Source organism: Corynebacterium jeikeium (assembly GCF_028609885.1).
In the GTDB taxonomy this organism is placed as follows: Bacteria; Actinomycetota; Actinomycetes; order Mycobacteriales; family Mycobacteriaceae; genus Corynebacterium; species Corynebacterium jeikeium.
On sequence record NZ_CP063195.1, the window covers coordinates 1643431 to 1668188 of the forward strand.

General features: G+C 60.7%; 18 protein-coding genes and 1 tRNA gene. 6 read left to right on the top strand and 13 right to left on the bottom strand.

What is annotated here, in order from left to right:
- Positions 1-8 precede the first annotated feature (8 nt).
- From thrB to argS, 5 genes are all read right to left on the bottom strand, one after another.
- Entirely contained in the window at positions 9-935 is a 927-nt protein-coding gene (gene thrB, locus CJEIK_RS07275) for a homoserine kinase (RefSeq protein ID WP_005293010.1), read from the bottom strand.
- On the bottom strand, positions 935-2008 hold the full coding sequence (gene thrC, locus CJEIK_RS07280; protein ID WP_005293013.1) for a threonine synthase: 1074 nt from the start codon (positions 2006-2008) through the stop codon (positions 935-937). The genes thrB and thrC overlap by 1 nt, the downstream gene beginning before the upstream one ends.
- 56 nt (positions 2009-2064) lie before the next feature.
- Positions 2065-3390 carry a homoserine dehydrogenase gene (locus CJEIK_RS07285; protein WP_005293016.1) on the bottom strand — a complete coding sequence of 442 codons (1326 nt, stop codon included), beginning with the start codon at positions 3388-3390 and terminating at the stop codon, positions 2065-2067.
- Between the two features lie 136 nt (positions 3391-3526).
- Positions 3527-4939: a diaminopimelate decarboxylase gene (gene lysA, locus CJEIK_RS07290; RefSeq protein WP_005293018.1), complete on the bottom strand. Its 1413-nt coding sequence runs from the start codon at positions 4937-4939 to the stop codon at positions 3527-3529.
- Positions 4940-5007: 68 nt separating this feature from the next.
- Entirely contained in the window at positions 5008-6678 is a 1671-nt protein-coding gene (gene argS / locus CJEIK_RS07295; protein ID WP_034964617.1) for an arginine--tRNA ligase, read from the bottom strand.
- A gap of 128 nt (positions 6679-6806) precedes the next feature.
- Here argS and CJEIK_RS07300 point away from each other — a divergent pair.
- Positions 6807-6879: transfer RNA gene (locus CJEIK_RS07300), tRNA-Arg, on the top strand.
- Between the two features lie 7 nt (positions 6880-6886).
- On the opposite strand, the gene CJEIK_RS07305 is transcribed toward CJEIK_RS07300, so the two are convergent.
- Positions 6887-7525: a hypothetical protein gene (locus tag CJEIK_RS07305; protein ID WP_005293022.1), complete on the bottom strand. Its 639-nt coding sequence runs from the start codon at positions 7523-7525 to the stop codon at positions 6887-6889.
- 115 nt (positions 7526-7640) lie between these two features.
- Between CJEIK_RS07305 and CJEIK_RS07310 the strand changes: the two genes are divergently transcribed.
- Positions 7641-8174, top strand: a complete 534-nt coding sequence (locus CJEIK_RS07310; RefSeq protein ID WP_005293025.1) for a hypothetical protein — start codon at positions 7641-7643, stop codon at positions 8172-8174.
- Here CJEIK_RS07310 and CJEIK_RS07315 read toward each other — a convergent pair.
- From CJEIK_RS07315 to CJEIK_RS07330, 4 genes are read right to left on the bottom strand one after another with little or no spacing between them, the layout of a single operon-like run.
- Positions 8171-10930: an AAA family ATPase gene (locus CJEIK_RS07315; RefSeq protein WP_005293028.1), complete on the bottom strand. Its 2760-nt coding sequence runs from the start codon at positions 10928-10930 to the stop codon at positions 8171-8173. The genes CJEIK_RS07310 and CJEIK_RS07315 overlap by 4 nt on opposite strands.
- A 20-nt stretch (positions 10931-10950) precedes the next feature.
- Complete coding sequence (locus tag CJEIK_RS07320; RefSeq protein WP_005293032.1) at positions 10951-12207, bottom strand: metallophosphoesterase family protein; 1257 nt, start codon at positions 12205-12207, stop codon at positions 10951-10953.
- Positions 12208-12222: 15 nt separating this feature from the next.
- Positions 12223-13233 (bottom strand): SWIM zinc finger family protein, encoded by a 1011-nt coding sequence (locus tag CJEIK_RS07325; protein WP_005293035.1) that lies wholly within the window; start codon positions 13231-13233, stop codon positions 12223-12225.
- The gene (locus tag CJEIK_RS07330; RefSeq protein WP_237746520.1) at positions 13226-15991 is read right to left on the bottom strand and encodes a DEAD/DEAH box helicase; all 2766 of its coding nucleotides are present in this window, start codon (positions 15989-15991) and stop codon (positions 13226-13228) included. Before CJEIK_RS07330 ends, CJEIK_RS07325 begins: the two co-directional genes overlap by 8 nt.
- A 487-nt stretch (positions 15992-16478) precedes the next feature.
- Here CJEIK_RS07330 and putP point away from each other — a divergent pair, with 487 nt between their 5' ends.
- Genes putP through CJEIK_RS07345 form a run of 3 tightly spaced genes read left to right on the top strand, consistent with a single transcriptional unit; the run spans position 16479 to position 19316 of the window.
- Complete coding sequence (gene putP / locus CJEIK_RS07335; protein ID WP_005293040.1) at positions 16479-18068, top strand: sodium/proline symporter PutP; 1590 nt, start codon at positions 16479-16481, stop codon at positions 18066-18068.
- 53 nt (positions 18069-18121) lie between these two features.
- Positions 18122-18775 (top strand): GmrSD restriction endonuclease domain-containing protein, encoded by a 654-nt coding sequence (locus CJEIK_RS07340; RefSeq protein ID WP_005293042.1) that lies wholly within the window; start codon positions 18122-18124, stop codon positions 18773-18775.
- Between the two features lie 55 nt (positions 18776-18830).
- Positions 18831-19316, top strand: a complete 486-nt coding sequence (locus CJEIK_RS07345; protein WP_005293045.1) for a hypothetical protein — start codon at positions 18831-18833, stop codon at positions 19314-19316.
- 89 nt (positions 19317-19405) lie between these two features.
- On the opposite strand, the gene CJEIK_RS07350 is transcribed toward CJEIK_RS07345, so the two are convergent.
- On the bottom strand, positions 19406-21529 hold the full coding sequence (locus CJEIK_RS07350) for a DEAD/DEAH box helicase (protein ID WP_005293047.1): 2124 nt from the start codon (positions 21527-21529) through the stop codon (positions 19406-19408).
- A gap of 107 nt (positions 21530-21636) precedes the next feature.
- Positions 21637-22971 carry an NAD(P)/FAD-dependent oxidoreductase gene (locus CJEIK_RS07355; RefSeq protein WP_005293050.1) on the bottom strand — a complete coding sequence of 445 codons (1335 nt, stop codon included), beginning with the start codon at positions 22969-22971 and terminating at the stop codon, positions 21637-21639.
- 426 nt (positions 22972-23397) lie between these two features.
- Between CJEIK_RS07355 and CJEIK_RS07360 the strand changes: the two genes are divergently transcribed.
- Entirely contained in the window at positions 23398-23784 is a 387-nt protein-coding gene (locus tag CJEIK_RS07360) for a hypothetical protein (RefSeq protein ID WP_034964369.1), read from the top strand.
- 45 nt (positions 23785-23829) lie between these two features.
- Here the strand turns inward: CJEIK_RS07360 and CJEIK_RS07365 are convergent, their stop codons facing one another.
- Entirely contained in the window at positions 23830-24639 is an 810-nt protein-coding gene (locus CJEIK_RS07365) for a hypothetical protein (protein ID WP_005293055.1), read from the bottom strand.
- Positions 24640-24758 lie beyond the last annotated feature (119 nt).

Below are 24758 nucleotides of genomic sequence, written 5' to 3' on the forward strand. Positions count from 1 at the left end.
TTCCGGTCTTATCCGGTGACATCCACCTCGACCGGCCCGGCGATACCCAACTCCAGGACCTTCATCCCGCGGCCTCGGGCCTCTTCGACCAATGCATTGTCCACCGGCTCGGTGCTCAGCACGAGGATCGTCGGGCCCGCGCCCGAAAGGAACGCCGGGTAGCCCAGGTTGCGCAAGCGGTTTACCCACTCAGCAGTCACCGGCAGCACTTCGGCTCGGTAGGTCTGGTGCATACGGTCGCGAGTGCCCTCCCATAGCAGGTCCGGATCGTCGCGCAACGCGACGGTCATCACCGCCGTGCGGGAAACGTTAAAGCGGGCATCCACGTGGCTAATGTCGGACGGCAGCACGCGGCGGATCGCCTCCGTCGAGGCGTGGAAGTCCGGGATGAATGCGGTGGCCTTAATGTCCGGGTGCACGTCGATGCGGCGGGCGTGGTAGGCCGGTGCAGATACCCCGTCGATGGGAGTATTGGTCCAAGAGACAACACCCGCGCCCAGTACTGAAGCCCCCGCGTTATCGGGGTGCCCCTCGAAGGTGGAGGCAATCTGCACCTGCGCCTGATCATCTAGCGTGAACCCTGCCAAGCCATTACCAGCCGCCACGCCGGCCGTCGCCGCGGCAGCCGAAGAACCCAGGCCACGAGACTGCGGGATGGAGTTCGTGCAGCTCACACGCAGCCCTGGAACAGTCACGTCGGCTTCCTTCAGCGTTGCGCGCAGAGCACGCACCACCAAGTGGCGCTCGTCCAACGGAACTTCGCCCTCGCCCTCGCCGGTGACCTCGACTTCCAGGCCGGACTCGATAACCTCGGCCGTCACGTAGTCGTACAAGCCCAGTGCCAGGCCGAGGGTATCGAAACCAGGCCCCAGGTTGGCAGTCGACGCAGGTACCTTGACGGTGGCCTTGCGGCCAACGGGAATTTCGACGCCCATTACTTCAAACCCAGCTTGTCTGCAACGGCGTGCGGATCCACGTCCGTGACGGTGGGCTCCGGCATCTGAGACAGAGCGGTCGTCGGGTCCTTCAAGCCGTGGCCGGTAACGGTGCACACAATGCGCTGTCCTGCGGTCAACTCGCCGTTGGCATGAGCATCCAGCAGGCCCGCAACGGAAGACGCAGATGCCGGCTCAACAAAGATGCCCTCACGTCCTGCGATGGTGCGGTAGGCCTCCAGGATCTGCTCGTCGGTCTGAGCGCGGAAGTCGCCACCCGACTCCTCCTTGGCGGCAACTGCCTGCTGCCAAGAAGCCGGGTTACCGATGCGGATCGCGGTGGCGATCGTCTCCGGCTCCAGCACGGGCTCGCCTTTGACCAGTGGAGCAGCGCCTGCTGCCTGCACACCCTTCATCACGGGACGCTGGGTGGAAACGCCATCTTCTGCGTACTCGGAGTAGCCCTTCCAATACGCCGTGATGTTGCCCGCGTTGCCGACTGGCAGGAAGTGAACGTCGGGGGCGTCACCAAGACAATCCACAATCTCAAACGCGGCGGTCTTTTGCCCCTCAATGCGCATTGGGTTCACTGAGTTAACCAGGGCGATCTCCGGGAACTCGGTAGTGGTCTTGCGCACCAGCTCGAGGCAGTCGTCAAAGTTGCCGCGGACCTGGATGATCTGTGCACCGTGCATGACAGCCTGTGCGAGCTTGCCCTGGGCGATCTTGCCCTCTGGGATCAGCACGGCGGACTTCAGACCGGCGCGAGCTGCGTAGGCAGCGGCGGAAGCCGAGGTGTTGCCAGTCGAGGCGCACATCAGAACCTTCTGGCCCTTGTGGTAAGCGTCGGTGACGGCAACGGTCATGCCGCGATCCTTGAAGGAACCGGTGGGGTTGGCGCCCTCGATCTTGAGGTAAACATCGCAGCCGGTGATCTCCGACAGGTAGTTCGCGCGTAGCAACGGAGTGCCGCCCTCGTTGAGGGTCACCGGCTCCCAGTCCTTCGCGAACGGCATCCGATCGCGGTACATGTTGATCAGGCCGGTCCAGTGGTTCAGAACCTTGTTCGTCATAACTTCCCTGTCGTTTCTTCCCTGTTATCGGTCTTGGCTTAAAGCGCCCTTAGAGTTTAGCCTTCCATGCGGATGACGGAGTCAATTGCCTTGACAGCGTCGAGATCCTTTAGCTTCGCGACGGTGTCTTCCAGGTTCTTTTCCTTCGCACTGTGGGTGATGACGACCAGGCGCGCGCCGTCGTTCAACCCTTCTTGACGCACGGTCTTCAGCGACACACCCTGCTCAGAGAACACGGAGGCCACCTCGGCCAGCACACCCAGGCGATCATCCACCTGCATGTCTACGTGGTAGCGGGTGCTTACATCGCCAAAGTTGGCAATAGGCAGGGAGGCATAGGTGGACTCCCCTGGTCCGCGGCCGCCAAGCACGATGTTGCGGGCCACAGCCACGACATCACCCAAAACGGCGGAGGCAGTCGGGCCGCCACCAGCACCGTTGCCGTAGAACATCAGGCGGCCGGCGGACTCCGCCTCCACGAAGACCGCGTTGTAGGACTCAGACACACTGGACAGTGGGTGGCTACTGGGGATCAGCGCCGGGTACACGCTTGCAGACACAGATTCCTTACCTTCCTCATCCACCAGTCGTTCGCAGATGGCCAGAAGCTTGATGGTGGAGTTTGCGGCCTTGGCCGCCTCAATGTCGGCGACGGTGATGTCGCGGATGCCTTCGGTGTGCACGTCCTCGCCGGACACGCGGGTGTGGAATGCCAGGGAGGCCAGGATGGCGGCCTTGCTGGCAGCATCAAAGCCATCGACGTCGGCGGACGGATCGGCCTCCGCGTAGCCCAGTTCCGTGGCTTCTGCCAGCATTTCGTCGTAGCTGGCGCCCCGGGTGTACATTGCGTCGAGGATGAAGTTGGTGGTGCCGTTGACGATGCCCATCACCTGGTTCACCTTGTCACCAGCCAGGGAGCGGCGCAGCGGACCAACCACCGGGATGGCGGCGGCGACGGCAGCCTCAAAGAACAGATCCACGCCGGACTCGTCGGCCGCGGCGGACAGCTCGTCGGCGTGAGCGGCGATGAGAGCCTTGTTGGCGGTGACGACGGATTTTCCGGCGCGCAGTGCGGCCAGCACAACTTCGCGCGAATAGTCGATACCGCCGATAACCTCGATGACCAGGTCGATGTCGTCACGAGCCACCAGGGAGAGTGCGTCGTCGGTTAGCTTCTCCGGATCCACTCCCGGGCGGGGCTTGGAGAGGTTGCTAACGGCGATGCCCCGAACCTCCAGCGGGCTACCGATGCGGGACGCGAACTCGTCGCTACGCTCCTCCAGCAGGCGCAACACCTCGGCGCCAACGGTACCCATGCCCAGCAGAGCCACACCTACGGTCTGGCCGATTCCCTTGCCTGGCTTAAATTTCTGCTCGGTCATGTCGCTCCTTTGTCGCTCCTCTGTAGGGTCTCAAATGAGAGAAAAGTCGGTAGTTTTTCTTAGGTTATCGCACCAATCTACCTTGCGACTAGACAAAGCTGTCCATTACCCCTGCTTTGCCCATTATCCAGGGAGGTTACTCCTCCAAAGCCAGCACGTCGTCGATGGTTTCACGCCGAATCATCAACCGTGCCTCACCGTCGGCCACACGCACCACCGGGGGGCGGGTCATCATGTTGTAGCGAGAAGCCATCGCGTAGCAGTACGCGCCGGTCGCGCCAATCATCAACAAATCTCCGGGACGAACATCATCCGGCACCAGCGCGTCGTTGACCAGCACGTCGCCCGACTCACAGTGGGAGCCCACGATGCGGGTCGGCAGCAACTCGCCCGCGACCTCACGGTTGGCCACACGGCAGTCGTACTCCGCCTGGTAGAGGGCGGGACGGATGTTGTCACTCATACCACCGTCGACGGAGATGTAGCGGCGGGTCATGCCGTCAGCCACTTCGACGTCCTTGACCGTACCCACCCGGTAGAGCGTGATCATCGACGGTCCGGCAATCGCTCGGCCAGGCTCGACGTTTAGCTTCGGCACGGGCACACCGGCTGCCTCTGCCGCCTTGCGCACCTTGCTCTTGAGGTCGGACGCCACCTCTTCCACGTCCAAAGCCTCCTGATCCGGCATGTAGGCGATACCGTAGCCACCACCGAGATCGAGGGTATCCAGCGACGTAGGGGCGTCCGAAAGCGCCGCGGTGGAATCCAACAGTTGCTTCCATAGGCCCAGCAGACGCTCTGCGGCCAGGGCGAAGCCAGAGGCCTCGAACACCTGGGAGCCGACGTGGCAGTGCAGTCCGCGCAAGCGCACTCCGTCAGCGGTGTGACACGCCATGGCCGCACGATGAGCTGCGCCGGAAGCCAAGGAGAATCCAAACTTCTGATCCTCGTGGCTAGTGGCGATGAACTCATGGGTATCGACGTGCACACCAGGAGTCACACGCACCAGCACATCCTGAGACTTCCCCAGCTCACCGGCGACGGTGGACAGCGCCTCGATCTCCTGCAGCGAGTCCACGACGATTAGCTCTGCGCCCTCGGAGACCGCCAGGCGCAGGAACTCCGGGGACTTGTTGTTGCCGTGCACGGTAATGCGCTCGGCAGGGAATCCCGCGGCCAGGGCAACCTGCAGCTCGCCGAGGGAGGCAACGTCCAGGGATAGCCCCTCTTCCATCACCCAGCGGGCGACCGTCTTAGACAAGAATGCCTTGGAGGCATAGTGCACATAGTGTCCCCCGCCGAAAGCCTTCGCCAGGCGGCGGCAGCGGGCGCGGAAGTCCTCCTCGTCCATGACGAACGCAGGCGTGCCGAAAGTCTCGGCGATCTCTGCGATCGGTACGCCGCCGATGGTGACCTCTCCCTGTCGCTCCCCCGCCGCCTCGCGTCGAAGGCTCTGCGGGTAGACGTGCGCGGGAATCGCGTTGAACTCCGCGGTGCTGGCCGTACGGCGGCGCAAAGGCGTGGAGTTCAGGTGAGTCTCCGGATCCAAGGGAATCTCCTAGGTGAGTGAGTTTTCGGCAGCGGGCGGACGTGCTGGCGTCACAAAGAAAACAGCAACTACATGCGCTCCGGGGCGGCCACGCCCAACAGCTCGAGCGCATTGGCCAGGGTCTGGCGGGAAGCGGCAGCCAGGGACAGGCGGGCGGCGAACAGAGCCTTGTTCTCCGCCACAGTCTGCTCATCATCGCTGGGCTTCGGCAGGATCTGGCACGCATCGTAGAAACGGTGAAAGGTGCCGGCCAGCGACTCGGCATAGCGGGCTACACGGTGGGGTTCACGTAGCTCGGCGGCGGTCTTCACCACAGCCGGGAACTCACCCAGGGTACGGATCAGGTCGCCTTCGCGGTCGTGGGTCAGCAGAGAAAGATCGGCACCCTCGCGAGTAACACCGAGGTCCTCGGCCTTGCGCGCCAGAGAGCACAAGCGGGCGTGCGCGTACTGGACGTAGAACACCGGGTTGTCGTTGGACTTCGAGGCCCACAGATCCATGTCGATGTCCAGGGAGGAATCCACAGAGCTGCGGATCATGGCGTAGCGGGCAGCATCCACGCCGATAGCCTCCACCAGGTCGTCCAGAGTGATGACGGTTCCGGCGCGCTTCGACATGCGGACGGCCTTGCCGTCCTTGACCAGGTTCACCAGCTGGCCGATGAGCACCTCCACCTGCTGCGGGTCGTATCCCATGGCAGCAGCGGCTGCACGGAGGCGAGCGATGTAACCGTGGTGATCGGCACCCAGCATGTAAATGCACAGGTTGTGGCCACGATCGAACTTGTCGGCCACATAGGCAATATCACCAGCGATGTATGCCGCGTTGCCGTCGGACTTGATGACCACACGGTCCTTATCGTCGCCGAAGTTGGTGGAGCGCAGCCACCATGCACCGTCGGCTTCATAGAGGTTGCCGTTGTCCTTGATCTTCTGGATCGCAGCCTCCACCGCACCGGACTCGAACAGGGAGTTCTCGTGGAAGTACACATCGAATTCCGTGCCGAACTCCGCAAGAGTGCGCTTGATGTGAGCGAACATCAGCTCCACACCCTGGGAGCGGAATAGCTCCTGTGCCTCGTCCGCGCCGAGCTTCTGCCAATCCGGGTTGGCCTCTACGATCTGGGAGGCGATGTCCTGGATGTAATCTCCGCCGTAACCATCCTCCGGCGTGGGTTCACCCTTCGCGGCGGCCACCAAGGAGCGGGCAAAGCGATCGATCTGCGCGCCGTGGTCGTTGAAGTAATACTCGCGGGTGACCTTCGCGCCGCGGGCGTTAAGCACGCGCCCCAGGGAGTCACCGACGGCCGCCCAGCGGGTGCCGCCCAGGTGGATCGGGCCAGTCGGGTTGGCGGAGACGAACTCCAGGTTGATGGCAGCGCCTGCAAGCTCATCGCCGTGGCCGAAGTTCGCGCCGGCAGTGAGGATGTCCTCGACGATCTTGCCCTGCGCGGCAGCAGCTAGGCGGATGTTGATGAAGCCCGGGCCGGCGACGGTGGCTTCGTCGATGCCCTCGTGCGCGCCGAGGGATTCCGCTAGCCAGGTGCCGAACTCGCGGGGGTTTGTGCCGGCCTTCTTGGCCACCTGCATGGCGATGTTCGTTGCATAATCGCCGTGCTCCGGGTTGCGCGGGCGTTCCACGGTCGCGCTCTCCGGCACCACGGAGGAATCCAGACCGTGGGCATCCAGGGTCGTGCGGGCAGTTTCGGTAATCAGTTCAGACAATTCAGCAGGAGTCACAGCATTAAACACTAGCAGTGAGGCCGGACACCTCACCGCAGCGGTGGAGGTGATTCAACTACTGCCCGGGTGCAGTGCTAGACTCTCAACCCGTATTGACGTGAACACAAAGTGAAGCGCCGATACGCGCCTTCGTAGCTCAGGGGATAGAGCACTGGTTTCCGGTACCAGGGGTCGTGAGTTCGAATCTCGCCGAGGGCACTCTTTTTTATTCGGATTCATCCGATTTATTTGGATCGAACTCTATTGAGTCGATGATCGCCTCGATCTCATCCTCTGACAGGGTGAGTGACAAGATCTCCACCCCAGCGGCTCCCCCGCCTCCAGCGGAAACGAACACCCAGGCTCCTTGCAAAGTCTTGCCGGACTTTTCGTTTGTTGTCCATGTGGTCAGCTTGGCCTCGTCGGCGTTTTCGATGTCCAGGTCTCGGGATTCGCCTAATTCGAATTCTCTTCCGTGTGTTGTTTGGAACTGGGCATTCACTTCGAAGTACCCCATCGTTGCGGTTGCCGTGGGACCTTGCCCCTGGTCAGAGCTCAGACGGATCACATCCGTTGGCTCTTTATCGGCCTCTTTGTCCGCGTTAGACCAAGACGTGGTGAAACCATTCTTCGTTGGTTTGAAGTCCTCGGTCTCTTCCCAATCTGCTGGAACTTCGAGGGAGATCCGCCCTTCTTCGACGCGCTGCATTCCCTCGGCCGCGGACTGACCCGAATTTTCGGCCTGATCCGACTCCTCAGAAGCAACGAGACTGCACGACCCCAGCAAGGCAGCTGAAGTGATTAGCACAGCTATCTTTACTGGCAGCGAATGGCGCTTCGAGCAGGGCTTTGAGAAGGACTTCATGGGAGCACTCCTTTGCGTTGTCTACTGTGGCGATAATAACGTCGCTGCAGGGCACTCGCCGGGTATTCTTAAAGTAATTCTTGGTAATTCTTAATAAACTCAGAGGAGCTCGAACATGCGTCGCGCAGGGATTATCGCTCTGGCTCTTACTTCCGCCCTTGCCCTTTCTGGTTGTGGTTTCGGTGGGGACGATTCGGGTGAGGTGCAGACCACTACCGTGACCGCATCTCCGGAAACCTCTACAGATAATTCCGATTCCAAGGACAAGGACAAAGACCAAGACAAGAAGGCCGAGAAGGACTCAGATGCCAAGTCTCCGGCACCCACCCCGGGTGGCTCGCAGCAGACGAATACCACCGGTGAAGTGGTCATTGGCCATACTGAGGCTCCGGGGCAGGCGAATCCATCCGTCATGAACAAGACGATCGCTTCTTGCGGAAATCCCTCGATGCACGAGACCGGCACAACTTTCTTTACCGATGGGACGTCGGGATGGACGTTGACTTGTGCCAACAAGATGATGGCTGCACGCCCGGCAGAGCCCGCACCCGCGCCGGACGATTCCTACTACGAGGGATACCTCGACGGTTATGACGATGCGCAGTACGACGGGGGTTACGACGACTACGACGATTACAGCGACTACTAGGGACGAACTCCAGCCTTCTTAATGCTGTCGATGCTCTGGTAGTCCACACCTGGGATCCGCGAGAACCTATCTTTATCGCAGGTCAGAACGATGATCTGATTCTCCCGCCCCAAGGCGCCGAGCACCTTATTCATGCTCTTGGCCCTGTTGGTATCACTGAATCCAAGTACATCGTCTAGGAAAATCGGCACCCCGCTGCCGTCGTGCCCCACCAGGCGGGCGATGGCGAGCAGCTGCAGAATCTCCACCTGCTCTTGAGCGCCCCCGGAGAGTTGCTCCTTATCCAAGCGCACGTTGCCAATGGCTCGGCTCGACACCTGGAACCGCTCATCTACGCCCAGATCAACATCGCTACCGAAGACAATCCCGGAGAGCTTGTTCAGGGCCTTGCGGTATGGCTCGGAGTACCTTTCCTGCATCCGCTTCCGCGATTCCTGAACCACCTGGTGCAGTAGCTCCGCGGCATTCGCCTGCCGGCGCAGCCTAGCGACCACGCCCTCCAGACGCTCTACTTCCGCCTCTGCCTGTTCCTTCGTTTCTGCGGACCCGCGGGCCTGCCCGAGCTTGGCGTTCAGGGCTGCAATGTCCACGCGGCATTCCTGTATCTGTTGGTTCAGCATGTTCACCCGACTCTGGGCGCCCTCAAAGCTCGCCTGCACGTCCGCAACGTCGCCGAGCTCGCCCACCTCCCGGCGTTTGGAATCCAATTTGTCGCGCACCACATCCACGGCCTGTATCGCCTGTGTGCACTTCGCGTTCAGGGCTTCGTCGGAATAGCGCTCGCGGGCTGCTTCCAGATCCCTCACCGCCCCATCCAGCTGTTGCTGCAGATTGTCCACCTTTGCCTCGTACTGGATTCTCCGCTCGATCGCGTCGTTGTTCTGCATGGAAAGCAGCCGTTCATTGGCTTCGTCCCGAATTCGGGTAGCTTCCTCCAGCGCGGCAACAGCTTCATCCACGTCGATGCTTTCGCCAGCTTCCACGTTGGCGTCACTTCGCAAGGTACTAGCGGTTTCCCGCAGCCTTTCTACCTCGGCGGTGAGGCTTTCAACCTGGCCATTCAGGTCGGAAATCGTGTGCTTACCTAGTATCGCCTTCAGGTTTGCGCGTTGGTCCCGCAGGGTTTCCTCGTCCTCGTTTCGAGCCCGCACAGCCAGCCCAAACTCTTCAAGAATCTCCGCACGGGGGCTTTCGAGTGTTACATGCTCACGCCCGACTGCCGATAGCTCCGCATTGACCTTCTGCAGGGCCTCGTCGACATTCCGGTCGAGGTTGCTGGAATCCTGCGCCGGGGTGACGCGTACCTCGTATTCGCCCAGGGCTACTGCCCATTCGGTGGTGACCTTCTTCTCCAGGCCGCTCTCCCCCAGGGTAACCTCCACCCCGCTGTCCACGATGGTGCTGCCAGCCGGCCCCTTGACCTCCACGGAGGTCGCGCCTGCATCGCGGATCTTTAGCTGCGCGTCCAGGTCCGTCATCGCCTCGCGGATACGCTGTTCCGCCTTGGGCGTGGCCGGGTTACGATCCACCTTCTGCGCCAGCTCCGCGACCTTTGCATCCAGCTTCACCGCACTTTCCCGCTCCTCTGTCGCGGACTCCAGCCGCCCCTGGACCTCCGCCGCGTTCTTCAACGCGGTGGCCAATTTGGCACGCTTTTCCGCACGCACGTACGCGGCGTGGGCATTGTCGAAGGCTTTCTTCGCCTCGCCCCGCTTGGCCTGTTGTTCCTCGGCCTTTTTCTGGACGCCACGTAGCTCCTCCGTTGCGGTGTTGAGCAACTGCTCTAGCTCCCCTTGCGCGAGTTTCTGCCTCTCCCGCGCCTCGGAGGCTTCCTTCCATCGCCCGACCTGGTCCTGCTTCAGTCCCAGCTCATCTTCCAGAGCACTCAAAGCCTCCGCGATCTTCTTCGCAGCTTCCAGGCGCTCAGCGCATTCGTCGAACTCTTTTTGAGCATCCGGGAGGTCGTCTTCGGCATCAGCGCGTTGAATCTGCTTGGATTCGATTTCGCTAATCGCTGTCTGCGCATTGTTGTATTCCAGCTCGGCGGTCGCTAGGGCTTCCTGCGCACTCGCCAAATCTGCCTCGGCTGCGGCCAGCTCTCCCTTGGAATTCCTGTTAACTCGGCGGTCCCGCAGCTTTTTGTCTTCATCGTCAATCAGACGGACCAGCAGCTCCGCGGCACCCTGGTCACCTTCGCTGATTCCTCCGGCGGCGCTGGCAGAATCGTCCACAGCACCGTCACCAGCAGTGCGCAGAGCCGAGGACAGTGAGGGAATGGCTGTGAAATCGAGGGCGCCCAGGCGCTGACCCTGGCTGACGAAAAGTGCTTCGCGCAGTGCGGAGTCGATGCTGTCGTTCAGCAGCTCGCTAAACTTCTCCATGGCCTGGTCACCGGTGTAGTTATGCACGAAGGGGCGCAGCACATCTAGGAGCACCTTCTTATTCTCGAAGTCCTTGGTGTACTCCACCAGATTCTCGCCCAGCTGCAGTCGGGCGGTGATCCTCGGTTTGGTGCCGCTGCCCACAGGGAAGAAGCCGCTGACTTTCTTGGAGGATGTCGAGACCTTCCAATCGGAAAGCAACAGGCTAAAGGCATTCATCAGGCTCGATTTTCCGGCCTCGTTACTGCCGTGGACAACGGTCACGCCCGTCGTGCTTGGGGCGAAATGTGCGGATTCGATGCCAGCGAAATTCTGCACATCCAGGCTCTCCAGCACGAAGCTGGCCTTTGGCGATGCCTTGGTAGACAATGTCATTTGCTTACCGTCCCTCTCCCCTAGTTGGCCTTCTCCGCCTGGTGCGCCAGGCGCACCAACAACCGCAGCGCATCCTGCGCCCGCTGCGCCCGCTCGACTTGTTGCGGATCATTGCTATCTGAATTCGCTAGCTGCTGCAGTTCTTCTACTGCCTCACCGACAAAGCCTTGGGCAAGCAGCCCTTCAGAAAGCTCGTCTTCGTTGGGAATGACGTGAAGCTTCATTAGCCTTTCACGTTCGTAGAGAGCAGCGAAGGTCGGTGCGATCTTCGCCAGCCGCTCGTCCAGGTACGCGGCATCGTGGACGGAGAGCGTCCCCTCCAGTGCGTACTTCACCACGGTGGTGCGCTTCGCGCCTATGCCCTCCAGTCGCTCCAGAAACTCATCGATATCCGCCGCCGAGTTCACCGTCGCGTTCAACGCCTTGAATGCCCAACGCCCGACTGGAACCTCCTCTACCTGCACATCCGCTTGTTGCTCTGGGTGCGCCGGATCCACCGCGATGTCCACGACCAACACGTTGCCGGAGTTTGCCTCACCGCGCCCGTCCTGCTCGACGAAGTCCGTGACCTCCTGTGCGCCCGAGTACCACACCCGCGCCCGGGATGCGTCCGCGTCCAGCGGCATTGTCGAGTGCGTGTCGCCCAGCGCCACATAGTCCACCTTTCGCTCACGGCACGCCCGGGCTGCATTGTCCACGTCGATGAGGTCTAGATCATCCTTCTCACCAAAAGAACTCACTGCCCCGTGGCCCACTAACACGCGAACACCCGCGCCCCGCACCGGCTCCAAATCTCTCAAAGCGGCTGCCACCAGGTCTTCGTCTGCGTTCTTCCCTCGCAGCGGGGCCCCCACAATCTCCAAAGCCACATCGGCCGCACCTGCACCGCGGGAGTTCGGCACCGCGACTGGGACCGTATCTCTGAGCACAAAAACATTGCTCAGCTCAGCAAACTCCTCCCTGTGATACACGCTCGCCGCGTCCAACGGGTCGTGGTTGCCAGGCAGTAAAAATACCGGCACCGTCGCCCCCTTCAGCACATCCATCGCACGCCCGTAGATCTCTGGTTTCAGCAGGTTGTCGTCGAAGACGTCGCCGGCCACCACGATGGCGTCACACTGCTTTTCCTCCGCGAGCTCCAGCAACACCTCGACCGCCTCCAACCGCGATTCATCAAAGCGCGACTGCGCCTCGCTACTCAAGAAGCGGCGCTTCATTCCCAGTTGCCAATCCGACGTGTGCAAGATCCGCACCCGGTGCGCCGCTGTTGCTGCCATAGGTTGTGCCATGCCTTACCCCTGCCCGTTGTTGCCGTAATCGCTAGCGTTGCCTTCTACTTCGCCACTTGTCTCGTCTGTAGTTTTATCAGCTCCTGCAGACAAGCCAGCTTCATAATAGAACATAGGTTCGACCGCTTCCAGGGTCTCATAGCAAACCTCCAGCTCATGCATAGCCTTCAGTTGATCCACCGCATGCCAAGTCACCGAACGCATAGCCTCTTTCAGAGCCTTCTGATCGCCCTGTTCCATGCCCGATTCCCACTGCAACGGCTCCCATTTCACCGGTTCCGCCGCAGTCCCCCAAAACTCGGCCGAATCCACTTGCTCCGGTTGGTCGACCTTCCCCTCCGCTAGAGCCAGCGCTTGCTGTTGCCTGATTGGTGACGCCCCCACGCCTCCGCCACCCCAGCCCTGGATTGGGCGCAGCAGCTCCTGCGCATTCAACCCTCGCCATTTCAGCAGAATGCTGGCGTCCCTATCCAACTTCTCCGCCGCGGAGTAAGCCAGCGCCACCACGTGCTTGCAGACCGCGGACTTATCCGGGCAGCTGCAGTACACACGATTCACCTGCCCGGGGTGCATCAGCACCGAGGCAACGTCCAAGCCCGGCGCGCCACCGCTCAAAAGGGAGCGGACGTGCGAACTGTCAGAGAGCATCTCGTGATACACGAAATCCCTCTGGCGATCTGTGAGCTTCCGCAGGTGAATGGACGTTTCGAAAGGCTCCAATTGCGAGCCGTGAATCAGCCCTGCAACCACGTTCTCTGCGAACTCAACGCTCAAGACCTTCCCGCCGCGGAAGTACTCGCGGCCGCGCGCCAGTCGTCCGGAATCTGCGGATCTGGATATAGCCTCCATCAGTTGCGAACTAGCCCAGCTGTCCTCTCCGCGGATGTGAGTGCCGTGCTGATCCCGCAAGCGATTCATCTCTTGGCGTCGCTTGGCTCCAAAGTCAGCGAGCACCACGTTGTCGCCCCAGGTCGCATCCGTGCGCGTGCGCTTCTTCGGCCGCTTGCTAACCATCGTTTTCCTCCAGCTGAGTGGACTCGCGCAGCTGCAGCAATTCGCTCAGCTCCTCATCGTCGAGGTTGGCGATCCACCCCTCGCCTGCGCCGACGATATCTCCTGCCAACTCCCGCTTGCTCATGATGATGTCGTGGATTCTTTCGTCGATGGTGCCCTGCACCACCAGCTTATAAACCTCCACAGACTTGTTCTGGCCGATCCGATAGGCCCGGTCTGTGGCCTGGTCCTCCACTGCCGGGTTCCACCAGCGGTCGATGTGGATCACGACCGAGGCCTCAGTCAGGGTGATGCCAGTGCCGCCAGCCCGTACCGAGAGGATCATGATCGGCGGGCCATCAACGCTCTGGAAATCGCGGACCATCTGCGTACGCTTCGCACGAGATAGCCCGCCGTGCAGCACGGGCACCTCCACCCCGAAGGTGCTCTGCAACTCCGGCGCTAGCATCTTGCCGAACGTCGGGAACTGCGTGAACATCAGTACCTTCTTGCCCTGTTCCAGCGCCTGATCAGTGATCTCAAAGATGCGCTCGATCTTGGCCGAACGGTGCTTACCGTCAGCCAAAATGCCTGAACCGTCGCCTGCAAAGTGTGCCGGGTGGTTACAGATCTGCTTGATCTTCACCAGCGCGCCCAGAATATTGGCGCGCCGCTTGCCACCGGGTAGCTGCAGGCGCATTTCCATGTCTTTAATAAAGGTCTCGTACAGGGCCGCCTGCTCCCTGGACAAAGGCACTCGCTCCACGATGTCCTGCTTCTCCGGCAGGTCCAGACCAATCGCATCGTCGTCCTTCAACCGGCGCAAAATAAAGGGCTGCACCAGGCCACGCAGCCGCCGCTTTGCCTCCTCATCCCCATAGCGCTCAATGGGGATGGCCAAACGATTCTGGAAGGCCGCAGCGGAGCCAAAGATTCCCGGGTTCGCGAAGTCCATGATCGCGTACAGGTCACTCAGCCGGTTTTCCACCGGCGTACCCGTCAGTGCGATGTGCGTCTCTGCATTCAGCGAGCGCACCGCGCGGGACTGCTTCGTCGCCGGGTTCTTTATGGCCTGCGCTTCGTCGGCCACCACTCGGCCCCACTGAACCTGCTGGTAGCGTGCAGTATTCCTTGCCACGCGCCCGTAGGTTGTCACCACCAGATCCGGCTTCTTTTGCTTTCCCTCCAGCCCCTGGGACGTGGCGTCACCAAACTCCTCGTCGGTGAGCAACCCCGAACCGTGATCAACCAAGACCTCCAGGCTCGGCACGTGCAGCGCGGCTTCTGCCCGCCAGGCTTCCACAACAGTGGTGGGCGCGACCACCAGGGTGGGGCCCGCGCAATCCTCAACCTCACGTTCCCAGGCCAGTAGAGCGAGCACCTGCAGAGTCTTACCCAGGCCCATATCGTCGGCCAGGATCGCACCGATGCGGTGACGATGCATCCAGGCCAGCCAGCTCACACCGCGGCGCTGGTGGTCGCGCAGAGTGGTCTGCACCGCCGCAGGAACTTCTACCGGCTCCGGCGGTTCCACCTGTGCCTCGCCATCGAGCAATCGTTCCACCCAGCCGTCGGCCACCACGCGGAATTCGTGGTCTGTATCCACCGTTTCGCTGGCACTCAACAGGTCGGCTTCCAGGATGTCGCGCACGCTCACGGTGGCTTCCCCCACCGGCTTGTCCTGCTCTTTCGTTACTTCCGCGAACCACTTGCGGGCGGACGACAGGGCCTCCTGATCTAGGTAGACGTACTCGCCGTTGATCCTCACGATCGATTCGGCAGCGTTCAATAGCTCCTGACGGGTGGCCTCGTCCAGCGCTTCCTCGGCCCCATCGGCGCTGCTAGTTCCCGCGCCGCCGTCACCGCCCAGACTGACCTCCCAGGAGAAGTTCATCAGCTGATCCATGCCCAGCTTTCCCGACCCCGGCCCCTGCCCTACCGGGGTGGCCTTAGCCTTTACCCGCGGGCGCACCTTGCCCCACCCACGCGGAATCATCACACTAAATCCGGCTTCGCGCAGCGCCTCCGCCCCGTGTTCTAGGAAGCTCGCTAGTTCGGTGATGTCCAGGTTCGTGCCGAGTGTTGGCTGTGCGCTCGGCAGCTCTTCTGGACGCCACCATTCCTGCCCCAGCTGATTCGCGCCGATATTTACCCACGCCAGCAGGTTTCGCACGTGCGGATTGAACTCCTGCCACACGTCCTCCACCCTGTAGAGGCTGCGGATAACCTGCTCCTTCAGCTCTTCGTTCATGGCGGCTGGGTTCAACGGCTCGAAGGGACCGCCGTTCTGGGAATAGGCAATCTGCAGCCACCATGTTGGCTCAGAATCGACTTGTTCCACTTCGGATGGTGTGGACAACAAGAACACCAGTTGCCCCGCCTGAACCTCGGCCTCGCGCCGCCACTGACTGAGGCTAGCCACGGTGCTGGCCCCACCTCGCCGGGTCGGCGTTCCCGTCGCCAGAGCCCGCACAAAATCCGAGGTGAAATCGCTCAGTTCACGGCGCAGGTGAGTCACCGCAATCCAGTGCGCAAATTCGTCGGCCATGCGATCCACTACGTCTGCGCCGCCGTTGCGCGTCAGTACTCCGGGCACCCGCTCGCGGAACTGCTGCAGTACACGTATGTGGTCGCCTGCGGGTGCAAGGGTCCAACGCGGGAACCACTGATCGTCCACGCGCTCCATTCGCACCATCACGCGCCCGGCCCGCACGGCATCCTCAACAAATGAGCACAAATTCATAAGGAATTTGAGCTCCGGCCCCAGTCCGTCAATCAAGCCACGCTTATCAGCAGCTCCACTTTCGATTTTTTTATTCGCATACTTGCATAACTGCCCCATTAGCCCGACGGACTCCTCGGGCGTTAAAGCCACCGCCGGCACCGGCAATTCCTTGACTCTTCCCCGGGGCGTAGACAGCCAGATCCCACCCCTATTGCGCCACGGGCGTGACCCCAGAATATCCATACAAACCGCAGGTAGATCACCAGTTCCCAGCTCGTCAATATCAAGTACCACCCCGTGCCCCTCGACACGCTCTACCCACAACCACAGCCCGCCCGACGTGGGTGCAACAACGTGCATTTGATGCGTGAATCCCATGCTGGAAGTTTTACCACGTACCCCGGACACCCTTCGCAACGTGAACGTGTTCGCTAACGTGGATACCGAGTTGTGCGCGTCACACATGCGCGCGCCTTCTGTACTTCGGAGCACAGAGAGCCCGAAAGCTGACGTATAGAACTTATACATTCAACTTGAGGAGATGATGTTTGTGACTGACCAAACATGGTTTGTCATAGCCATGGTGATCTATCTGGTCGTCATGCTGCTGATTGGACTTTATAGTTTCAACCAGACCGACGAGTATGAGGATTACATGCTCGGCGGGCGTAACCTGCACCCCTTCGTCGCCGCATTGTCAGCCGGCGCGTCGGACATGTCCGGCTGGCTCCTCATGGGGCTGCCAGGACTCATCTATGCATCAGGTTTCAGTGGAACATGGATGGCCATCGGCCTGCTCATCGGTGCCGCGGTGAACTGGATCGTCACCGCTCCGCGCCTGCGCTCCTACACCGAGGTGGCGAACAACTCCATCACGATCCCCTCCTTCCTGGAGAATCGCTTTAACGACCGCAGCCACTTCCTGCGCATCGCCGCCGGCATCATCATCCTGGTGTTCTTCACCTTCTACGTAGCCTCCGGCATGGTCGCCGGTGGCGTCTACTTCGAGTCCACCTTCGAGGGCGACTACCTGACCGGCATGATCATCATCGCCGCCGTAACCGTGGGCTACACCTTCATCGGTGGCTTCCTGGCCGTCTCCTTCACCGATACCGTCCAGGGCTGCATCATGTTCGTCTCCCTGCTCCTGGTGCCGGTCATGGCACTGTTGCACATGGATGATCCGGGCGCTATCTGGACCTACCAACTGGAAAACGCTTACGGCCTCGGGTCCATTGAGCCGAACCCGGATTGGTTCTCCCTGTTCACCGGCGTTTCCTTCATCACCATCATCTCCAACGCCGCGTGGGGTCTCGGCTACTTCGGCCAGCCGCACATCATCGTGCGATTCATGGCGCTGCGTAGCCCGTCCGATGCCCGCGCAGGTATGCGCTACGGTGTCGGCTGGATGTTCCTGTGCATGGTCGGCTCCGTCATGGTTGCCATCATCGGCCCTGCGTTCTTCGGCATGGACCCCTCCATCGCCATCAATGACCAGGATAAATTCGAATCTATCTTCCTGGACATGGGTCGCATCCTATTCCACCCGCTGATCGCTGGCCTTATCCTGACCGCCGTTCTGGCAGCGATCATGTCCACCATTTCCTCCCAGCTGCTGGTTGTCTCCTCCGCGCTGATCGAGGACATCTACAACGGCCTGATCAACAAGAACGCATCCGACCAGTCCTTGAAGAACCTCTCCCGCATCTCCGTGCTGGTTGTCGCCATCTTCGCCGGCGTGATTGCTCTAAACCCGGAGTCCGGCATCCTGGGCCTGGTCGAGTTCGCCTGGGCGGGCTTCGGCGCCTCCTTCGGCCCGGTCATTCTGGCTTCGCTGTACTGGCGCCGCCTCAACGCTCCGGGTGCCGCCGCGGGCCTGGTCACCGGTGCTATCGTCGCCTTCATCTGGGGCGGTCTACCGCAGTTCGGTGTTATCGAAAAGCCGTTCGGCCTGTACGAGATGATCCCGGGCGTGGCTCTGAACGTCATCGTCATGGTCGCCGTCACTCTGCTGACCAAGGCTCCGTCCAAGGAGATCACCGATACCTTCGACGAAGTAACCAAGCTCTCTAAGGTGGCCATCAAGAAGGACATCGACTTCGAGGAAGCCGCAGAGGTTACCGCCAAGTAGTGCAACCGCTATCTTGAGCGAACCTTTCTAGCGCCGCTGCAGTCTAAGACTGCATGCGGCGCTTTTTCCTGTCTCAGCCCTTCACGATCTATTGCCTGTTCCTGGTCATTGTGGTCTGTGTTGTTTCTTGGGTGACGACGCCCCATCGTCACCACCCACAGGATCAAAAAACCGTCCGGGAATACCTGCAACACATTCGCCAGATCCCCAGCCGGCCACGGGTGCTGGGGTACTCCCGCGCCCGATTCGGCGACGGTTGGGAAATGCAGGTCACTGACTTCGGGGTCTGCAATACCAGGCATTTCCTGTTAGTGCAGACCTTCGGAGGTTCTGCCGGTGGATGCGCCAGCGGCAGTGCAAACAGATCGGCGAGCGAACGAGAGGGCGTCGACCCCTACACGAAACATCCCATGGACCGCCACAGCGTAGATATAGACCACATCGTCCCGCTGGCGGCTGCGTGGGACCTGGGGGCCTACGCATGGCCGGAAGCACAGCGGCGTGCATTCGCCAACGACACACAGCGGAATTTGGTGGTGACGGCCTCTGAAGTGAACCGAGAGAAATCCGATGCCACCATGAGCGAATGGCTGCCCCCTGTGGACAGCTGCAACTACTGTGCGCGGTTTATGCGGGTAGCCGGTGACTATGGCTTAGCGCTGCCGGCAGCAGACGCACAGGCGGCACAGAAAGCCTGCGACCTTTAGGGCGCGCGGTATTCAAAGGTGACAGATCCCCTGTTCATCTGTGAGGATAGAGGACATGTCTACTTTTATTACCGCGCTTCACGTTCTGGCGGCGATCCTGCTGATCGGCCCCGTTGCTATTGCTTCTTCCATGTACGCTCCCCAGTTCCGTAAGGCACAGTCCGGTGACCCGGCTGCTATCGGTGCCCTGCGACTGGTACACCGCATCACCCGTTCCTACGGATTCGTATCTCTGCTGGTACCGGTACTGGGTCTCATCGCATTCTTCGTCGTTGACGGCGCGATGAAGAACACCGCACTGCACTTCGCTCTGCTGCTAGCCATCGCTGCCTGGGGTGTTCTGATCGCTCTGGTTATCCCCCGTCAGCGCCAGGGCCTGGTAGCGCTGAACGCTGTAGAGGCCGGTGACGCTCCCGCTTCCGAAGCAGAGGCTGCCAAGGCCGCGAATGCAGACATCTCCAAGCTGCCAGGTCAGGCGGCAATGTTCGCGGGCATCTTCAACCTGCTGTGGCTGGTCACAGCAATCTTGATGTTCATCTAACCTCGCAGCTTTTATTAGCACCCGCGGATAAAGCCGCGGATACGCAAAAACGCACCCCTCCCCGGGGTGCGTTTTTATTTGTACTGCCGCTAGCGGCGGCCTCCACGGTGCCCGCGATCTGACTTGAAGCCGCGGCCGCCGCGATCATCCCGGCGGTTGCGCCCGCCGAAGCCTCCTCGGCCACCGCGATCGTTCGAATCGCCGCGATCATCCCGGCGGTTGCGCCCGCCACGGTCACCATGGCCACTACGGCCACCACGTCCGCCGCGATCCCCGCGGTCATTGCGGTGCTGGCGCTTGTGGCTGCCCGGACGGCCTTCCGGCGCGCCTGGATCCGGCTCAATGTTGATCAGCTGACCAGACACACGAGTCTGATCCAGCGCATGGAAAACCTCCATCGGCAGATCTGCAGGCAACTCCACCAGGGAATGCTCCGCGAAGATGCTGATGCGACCGAAGTCCCGGGAGCTCATACCCCCCTCATTGGCCAGGGCACCGACGATGGCACCCGGGCGCACGCGTTGACGATGTCCGACCGACAGGCGGTACACGGCCAACTCCTTGCCATTGCGATCCGTGATGCGCGGAGCTTCCTTGTTGAAGCGCTCGTCGAAGGGCTTGTACGCTCCGCCACCGCTGCGGTTGTCGTCACCATAGCGGTCACGGCGGCGCGGACGCTCCTCCTTAGGCTTCTCCTTCATCAGGAAATCCTCGCCGGCCTGCAGCTGAGCAGCCAGAGCTGCCGCAATGTCCGCCAGTTCCACTTCGTTGGACTCCGCGTACTCCTTCACCAGGTCGCGGAAAATACCGATCTGCGGGTCCGCCAGGGACTCCGTCAGGCTGTCGCGGAACTTCTCCTTGCGGGCCTCATTCACCGCGTCCACGGTCGGCAGCTCAATCTCGTTCAACCGAGACTTCGTTGCCCTTTCGATGGACTTCAGCAGGCGGCGCTCACGGGGCGTCACAAACAAGATGGCGCGCCCCTTGCGACCGGCACGCCCAGTCCGGCCAATGCGGTGCACATAGGACTCAGTGTCGTGCGGAATGTCGTAGTTGAACACGTGGGTGATGCGATCAACGTCCAGGCCGCGGGCTGCAACATCGGTAGCCACCAGGATGTCCAGGCGGCCGTCCTTCAGCTGATCCACCGTGCGCTCACGCAAGTTCTGCGGGATATCGCCGTTGATGGCGGCAGCGTTGAAACCACGTGCGCGCAGGCGCTCTGCCAGCTCCTCGGTCTCATTCTTCGTGCGCACGAACATGATCATGGCCTCGAACTCAGTGATTTCAAGGATGCGAGTCAGCGCGTCCAGCTTGTCGCGGTGGCTGACCAACAAGTAATCCTGCTCGATGTTTTCACTGGTCCGCTGGGTAGCCTTAACCGTGATTTCCCGCGGATCGCTCAGGTATTGCTTCGACAGGCGGCGAATGCCGGATGGCATCGTCGCGGAGAACAGAGCGACCTGCTTGTCGCTGGGGGTATCCTCCAGGATGCGCTCAACATCCTCCTGGAAGCCCATGTTCAGCATCTCGTCTGCTTCGTCGAGCACCATGAAGCGCAGCTCGGAAATATCGAGGCTGCCCTTCTCCAGGTGATCGATCACGCGGCCGGGCGTACCGACCACGATGTGCGCGCCTCGGCGCAGGCCGGACAGCTGCACGCCATAGGCCTGACCACCGTAGATCGGCAGCACGTGAATGCCACCCAGGTGCTCGGAGAAAGATTGGAAGCTCTCTGCAACCTGTAGCGCAAGCTCGCGCGTCGGTGCCAGAACGAGGGCTTGGGGGTGACGCTTCGACACGTCAATACGCGACAGAATCGGCAATGCAAATGCAGCCGTCTTACCGGTGCCGGTCTGCGCAAGGCCAACCACATCGTGGCCTTCCATCAGCACCGGAATGGTTTCTGCCTGGATCGGTGAAGGTACTTCGAAGCCGACCTTCTTGACTGCAGCTAGTACGTTTTCGGGCAATCCCAGCCCGTCGAAAGAGGGCTGCTGCTCTTCACTCTGTTGGTTGTCTTTTTCTGGAACTTTCGCTTCGGCGTTCTCAGACTCCACTGCCTCATTAGTCACATCTTGTGGCTCTTGATTTACCACGGCAGAATCTTGCGAAGAATTCTCCGTGATGCCACCCTGCAGTTCATTCTGAGATACCGACTCGTCATTAACCGGCTGGTTTACGTCGCCGGTGACGTTTTCAGTATCACTCATCGCTGTCCAAGCCTACGCTGCCTTGACCGATAAAGCGATTCGCGAAAGTCTTGATTCGCGAGAGCATTCCGGAAAATGCCCCAGGGCTTAGCTACCTTCAGCTCAGGCTACTGGTCGAGCTGGGCGATCACGTGATGCGCCGCCCGTTGCCCGCTGCGCAGCACGCCGTCGATACTCGGTGTTGCATGCTGAGCGCCGGCCAGGGCGATGCGACCACCCTGGATTTCCCGATCCCCTAGCTCCTTGCCTATGCGATGCAGGCTTTGCGGGAGGTTGAGCGGGATAGCGTCAATAAACCTCTGCTCCTTCACTAGCTCCCAACTGGAAGAATCCACACCAAACAGCGAGCCTAAACCGCGCTGCACTTCATCCACCGACGGCCCCATCGCGGGGTCCGAACCGCGCGGGTGTACATGGTTAGCCGCCACCAGGTGCTTGCCTGGCGCATAGCTCGGGGCGGCGGCCGTAACCTCCGTAGCTGATGTAATTGGAGTGCTGCGAGTGCCGTCCACAGTTAGCAGCCCCTCGTCCATCACCGGCTCTTCCGAAACGAACCACCAGGATGAAACACTGGTCGTGGGCACTTCGGGCGAGCCCAGCAACTCAGTTTCCCGCCGTGGGTCGACGGCTACGATGACGTGTGAAAAGTGTTCGACTTCAGCCCCGTTGACCGTCACCCGTACCCCGTCGCCATCCTCCTCGATAGCCGTCACCGGCGTGTTCAGCCGGAACTCGGCCCCCGGCACGCGCGCCAGCGTCGTCGCCAGTTCGCCCATCCCGTTTTCCAGTACAGCTAGGTTGCCACGCAGCATCGTGGCGACCATCCACTTGGCGAAGATTGCGGAAGACTCGCCCTCGGTATCGAACAGGGAAGCGCGCAGCAGCGGATCAATCGCCACGGCGCGGGTGCGTCGGCGAACGCCTCGCTGATCCAGCGATTCGCAGGTCTTCACATCCTCATCGATGTACTTCTGTTTGATGCTGCGAAGCTCCAGGCTGGAGCGGTGGGATAGCTCAGACTTTAACCAGCGGCGCAAGGCTAATAGATCCCGAAAAGATAGTGCACTGCGGGCCTTCGAGCGCATGAGGCTTGGGATCAGGTGTGGTGCTCGGATGGGATCGCAGATCAGCGCCAAGCCATCGCTCGTAAGTGTTTGGATCGCGGGCTGGAAATAGCGGATCCCTAGAGCGGCATACTCCCCCGGCTGCAGAATTTCCTTCACTGCTGGGTACCACGAGTTGAAGGTCTGCAGCCCGTGGTCAACCGTCACCCCATCAATTCGCTCGCTGCGCACATGTCCACCAAGACTGTCGCTAGCTTCAAAGACGGTGCAGTTCAAGCCACTCTTGTACAGGGTTCGCGCTGCGGCAAGTCCAGCTAGCCCGCCTCCTACGATGGCCACATTGGCTTCGTTGGCTACGTTGGCTACGTTCTCCGCCATGTCGCTGCTCCCAAAACTATCGTCGCTCGCCTGCTGTTTCCGTCTGCGCTCACGCGCCGTCTGCGCCCCATGCTAGCGCACTGATCTTTACGTTCGGTCGCCCGCAACACCTTCACTATTCGATTGTATGTTCTATTCTTTTTTCTTAGTGACGCCACCTGTCCCACCCGTTGCCTATTCTGCATCCCTGAACACAGACCACTGTTGGCAGACCTCCACAACGGGAGCTCGGCACAGCTGATCAACACACAAGAACACGCAAAAAGGAAGTGAGCCACCATGAAATCCCGCATCACCACTCAGCGACCAAAGGTTCCTCACCCAGCTACCCATCGTCCAGCATCTAAGCGCGCGGGCGCGAACACGTATACTCTTCGGAGTTTCGCTTTGAGCGAGCCTCACCGCGCTGCGGCTGAGGCACGCGCTATGTTGCGCCATCCGCGCAGTCTGATCCGTATTACCCCCGGCTGGCAGGCGCCTCGTTTCGCGGTGGCGGCGGGCGATTCTACTGCCATAGTGCACGTTTCACGGCGGCGCATGACCTCACTGATGTGGCACAGGCTCAGCGGGCAGCTAGCCCCCGAGGGGCAGGAATTATTCCTGGTCACAGTATCTGTAGAGTGCCCACGCTGGATGCTCCACGAATCCATTCGCGTTCTGGAGCTCATCTTGGAGCAGGCGTGGACGGTCCGGGAGGACCCGCAGGAGTTTCGGGACCGCAACCACCGAGCTCAGGTCAACCTGAGCTGGCATGCGCTGATGACTCAGGAGGATCTACAGGCACGCAATGCCCCAGCTCCCCGTGCCGCATAATCCCCCTCCTCTCAGCGGAGCTCTACTCAAAACAACGGAGACGAGCTAGTCGGCGTCCTCCGTGTCCTCTGTGCCCTCCGTTTCGTCCTCATCCTCAAAATCTTCATCGAAGTCTTCATCGAAATCTTCGTCGTAGTAATCGAACTCATCCTCCAGCGGGACCAACAGCTCCTCCCACTCGGTGGCTTGCACTTGCGCGACCGCCAGTGCGTCGAAGAGCTGATCAAAGTCCGTGAAGGTACCCAGTTCCAGAACCTCCTGAGTCATCTCTGCGGCATCCTCGAGGACATTCTGATACATCACTTCACGCTCGAAGTCGCTCAGAGACTCGTCGCTTTCCAGCTCAGCTTCAGCCTGCGCTACAAGCTCGTCATACTCCTCGCCGAAGGTCACGAAGGTAACGGTCGCTTCTGGCTCATCAGTCCCGGACCCCAGCATGACGGTGAGCAGGGACCCATTGCCTACCTCTGCGCGAACTAGCATCGGCTCGATCAAATCCTGTTCAAACTCCAGGTCAGAAATGCGATCGTCGGTACCCTCCAGTAGATCGTGCAGCACGGTGATGCACTGATCCGTCGCGATATACTGAGCCACCACAGCCACTGCAGCTTCCACGGAGAACACCACGCCGACCAACGTGTCCTCAAACTCTTCAATGCCTGCGACCTCGTCGAGCTCCCCCTTGGCCATGAACACATTCGCCGAGTTGATGCCTTCGGTGGTACTCGTCTGCTCGATTTGCTGGAAATGAATCTCCAGCTCCGGAGCGATCGGTACGAACAACATGTCGTCGTTTACTCGCGACTCAATACCTTCAGTATCCAGCGCCTGAGCAATGTCCTCGTAGAAACCCACAGTCAACGTCTCCCTAGTACTTCCTAGTGTTTTATGAGGTGTTTCAGTCCGAAGCGAACGTGCATTCCGAGACTTGGGCACCATAGTAGCCCGATCCCGAACTACACGTCTCCGCACTC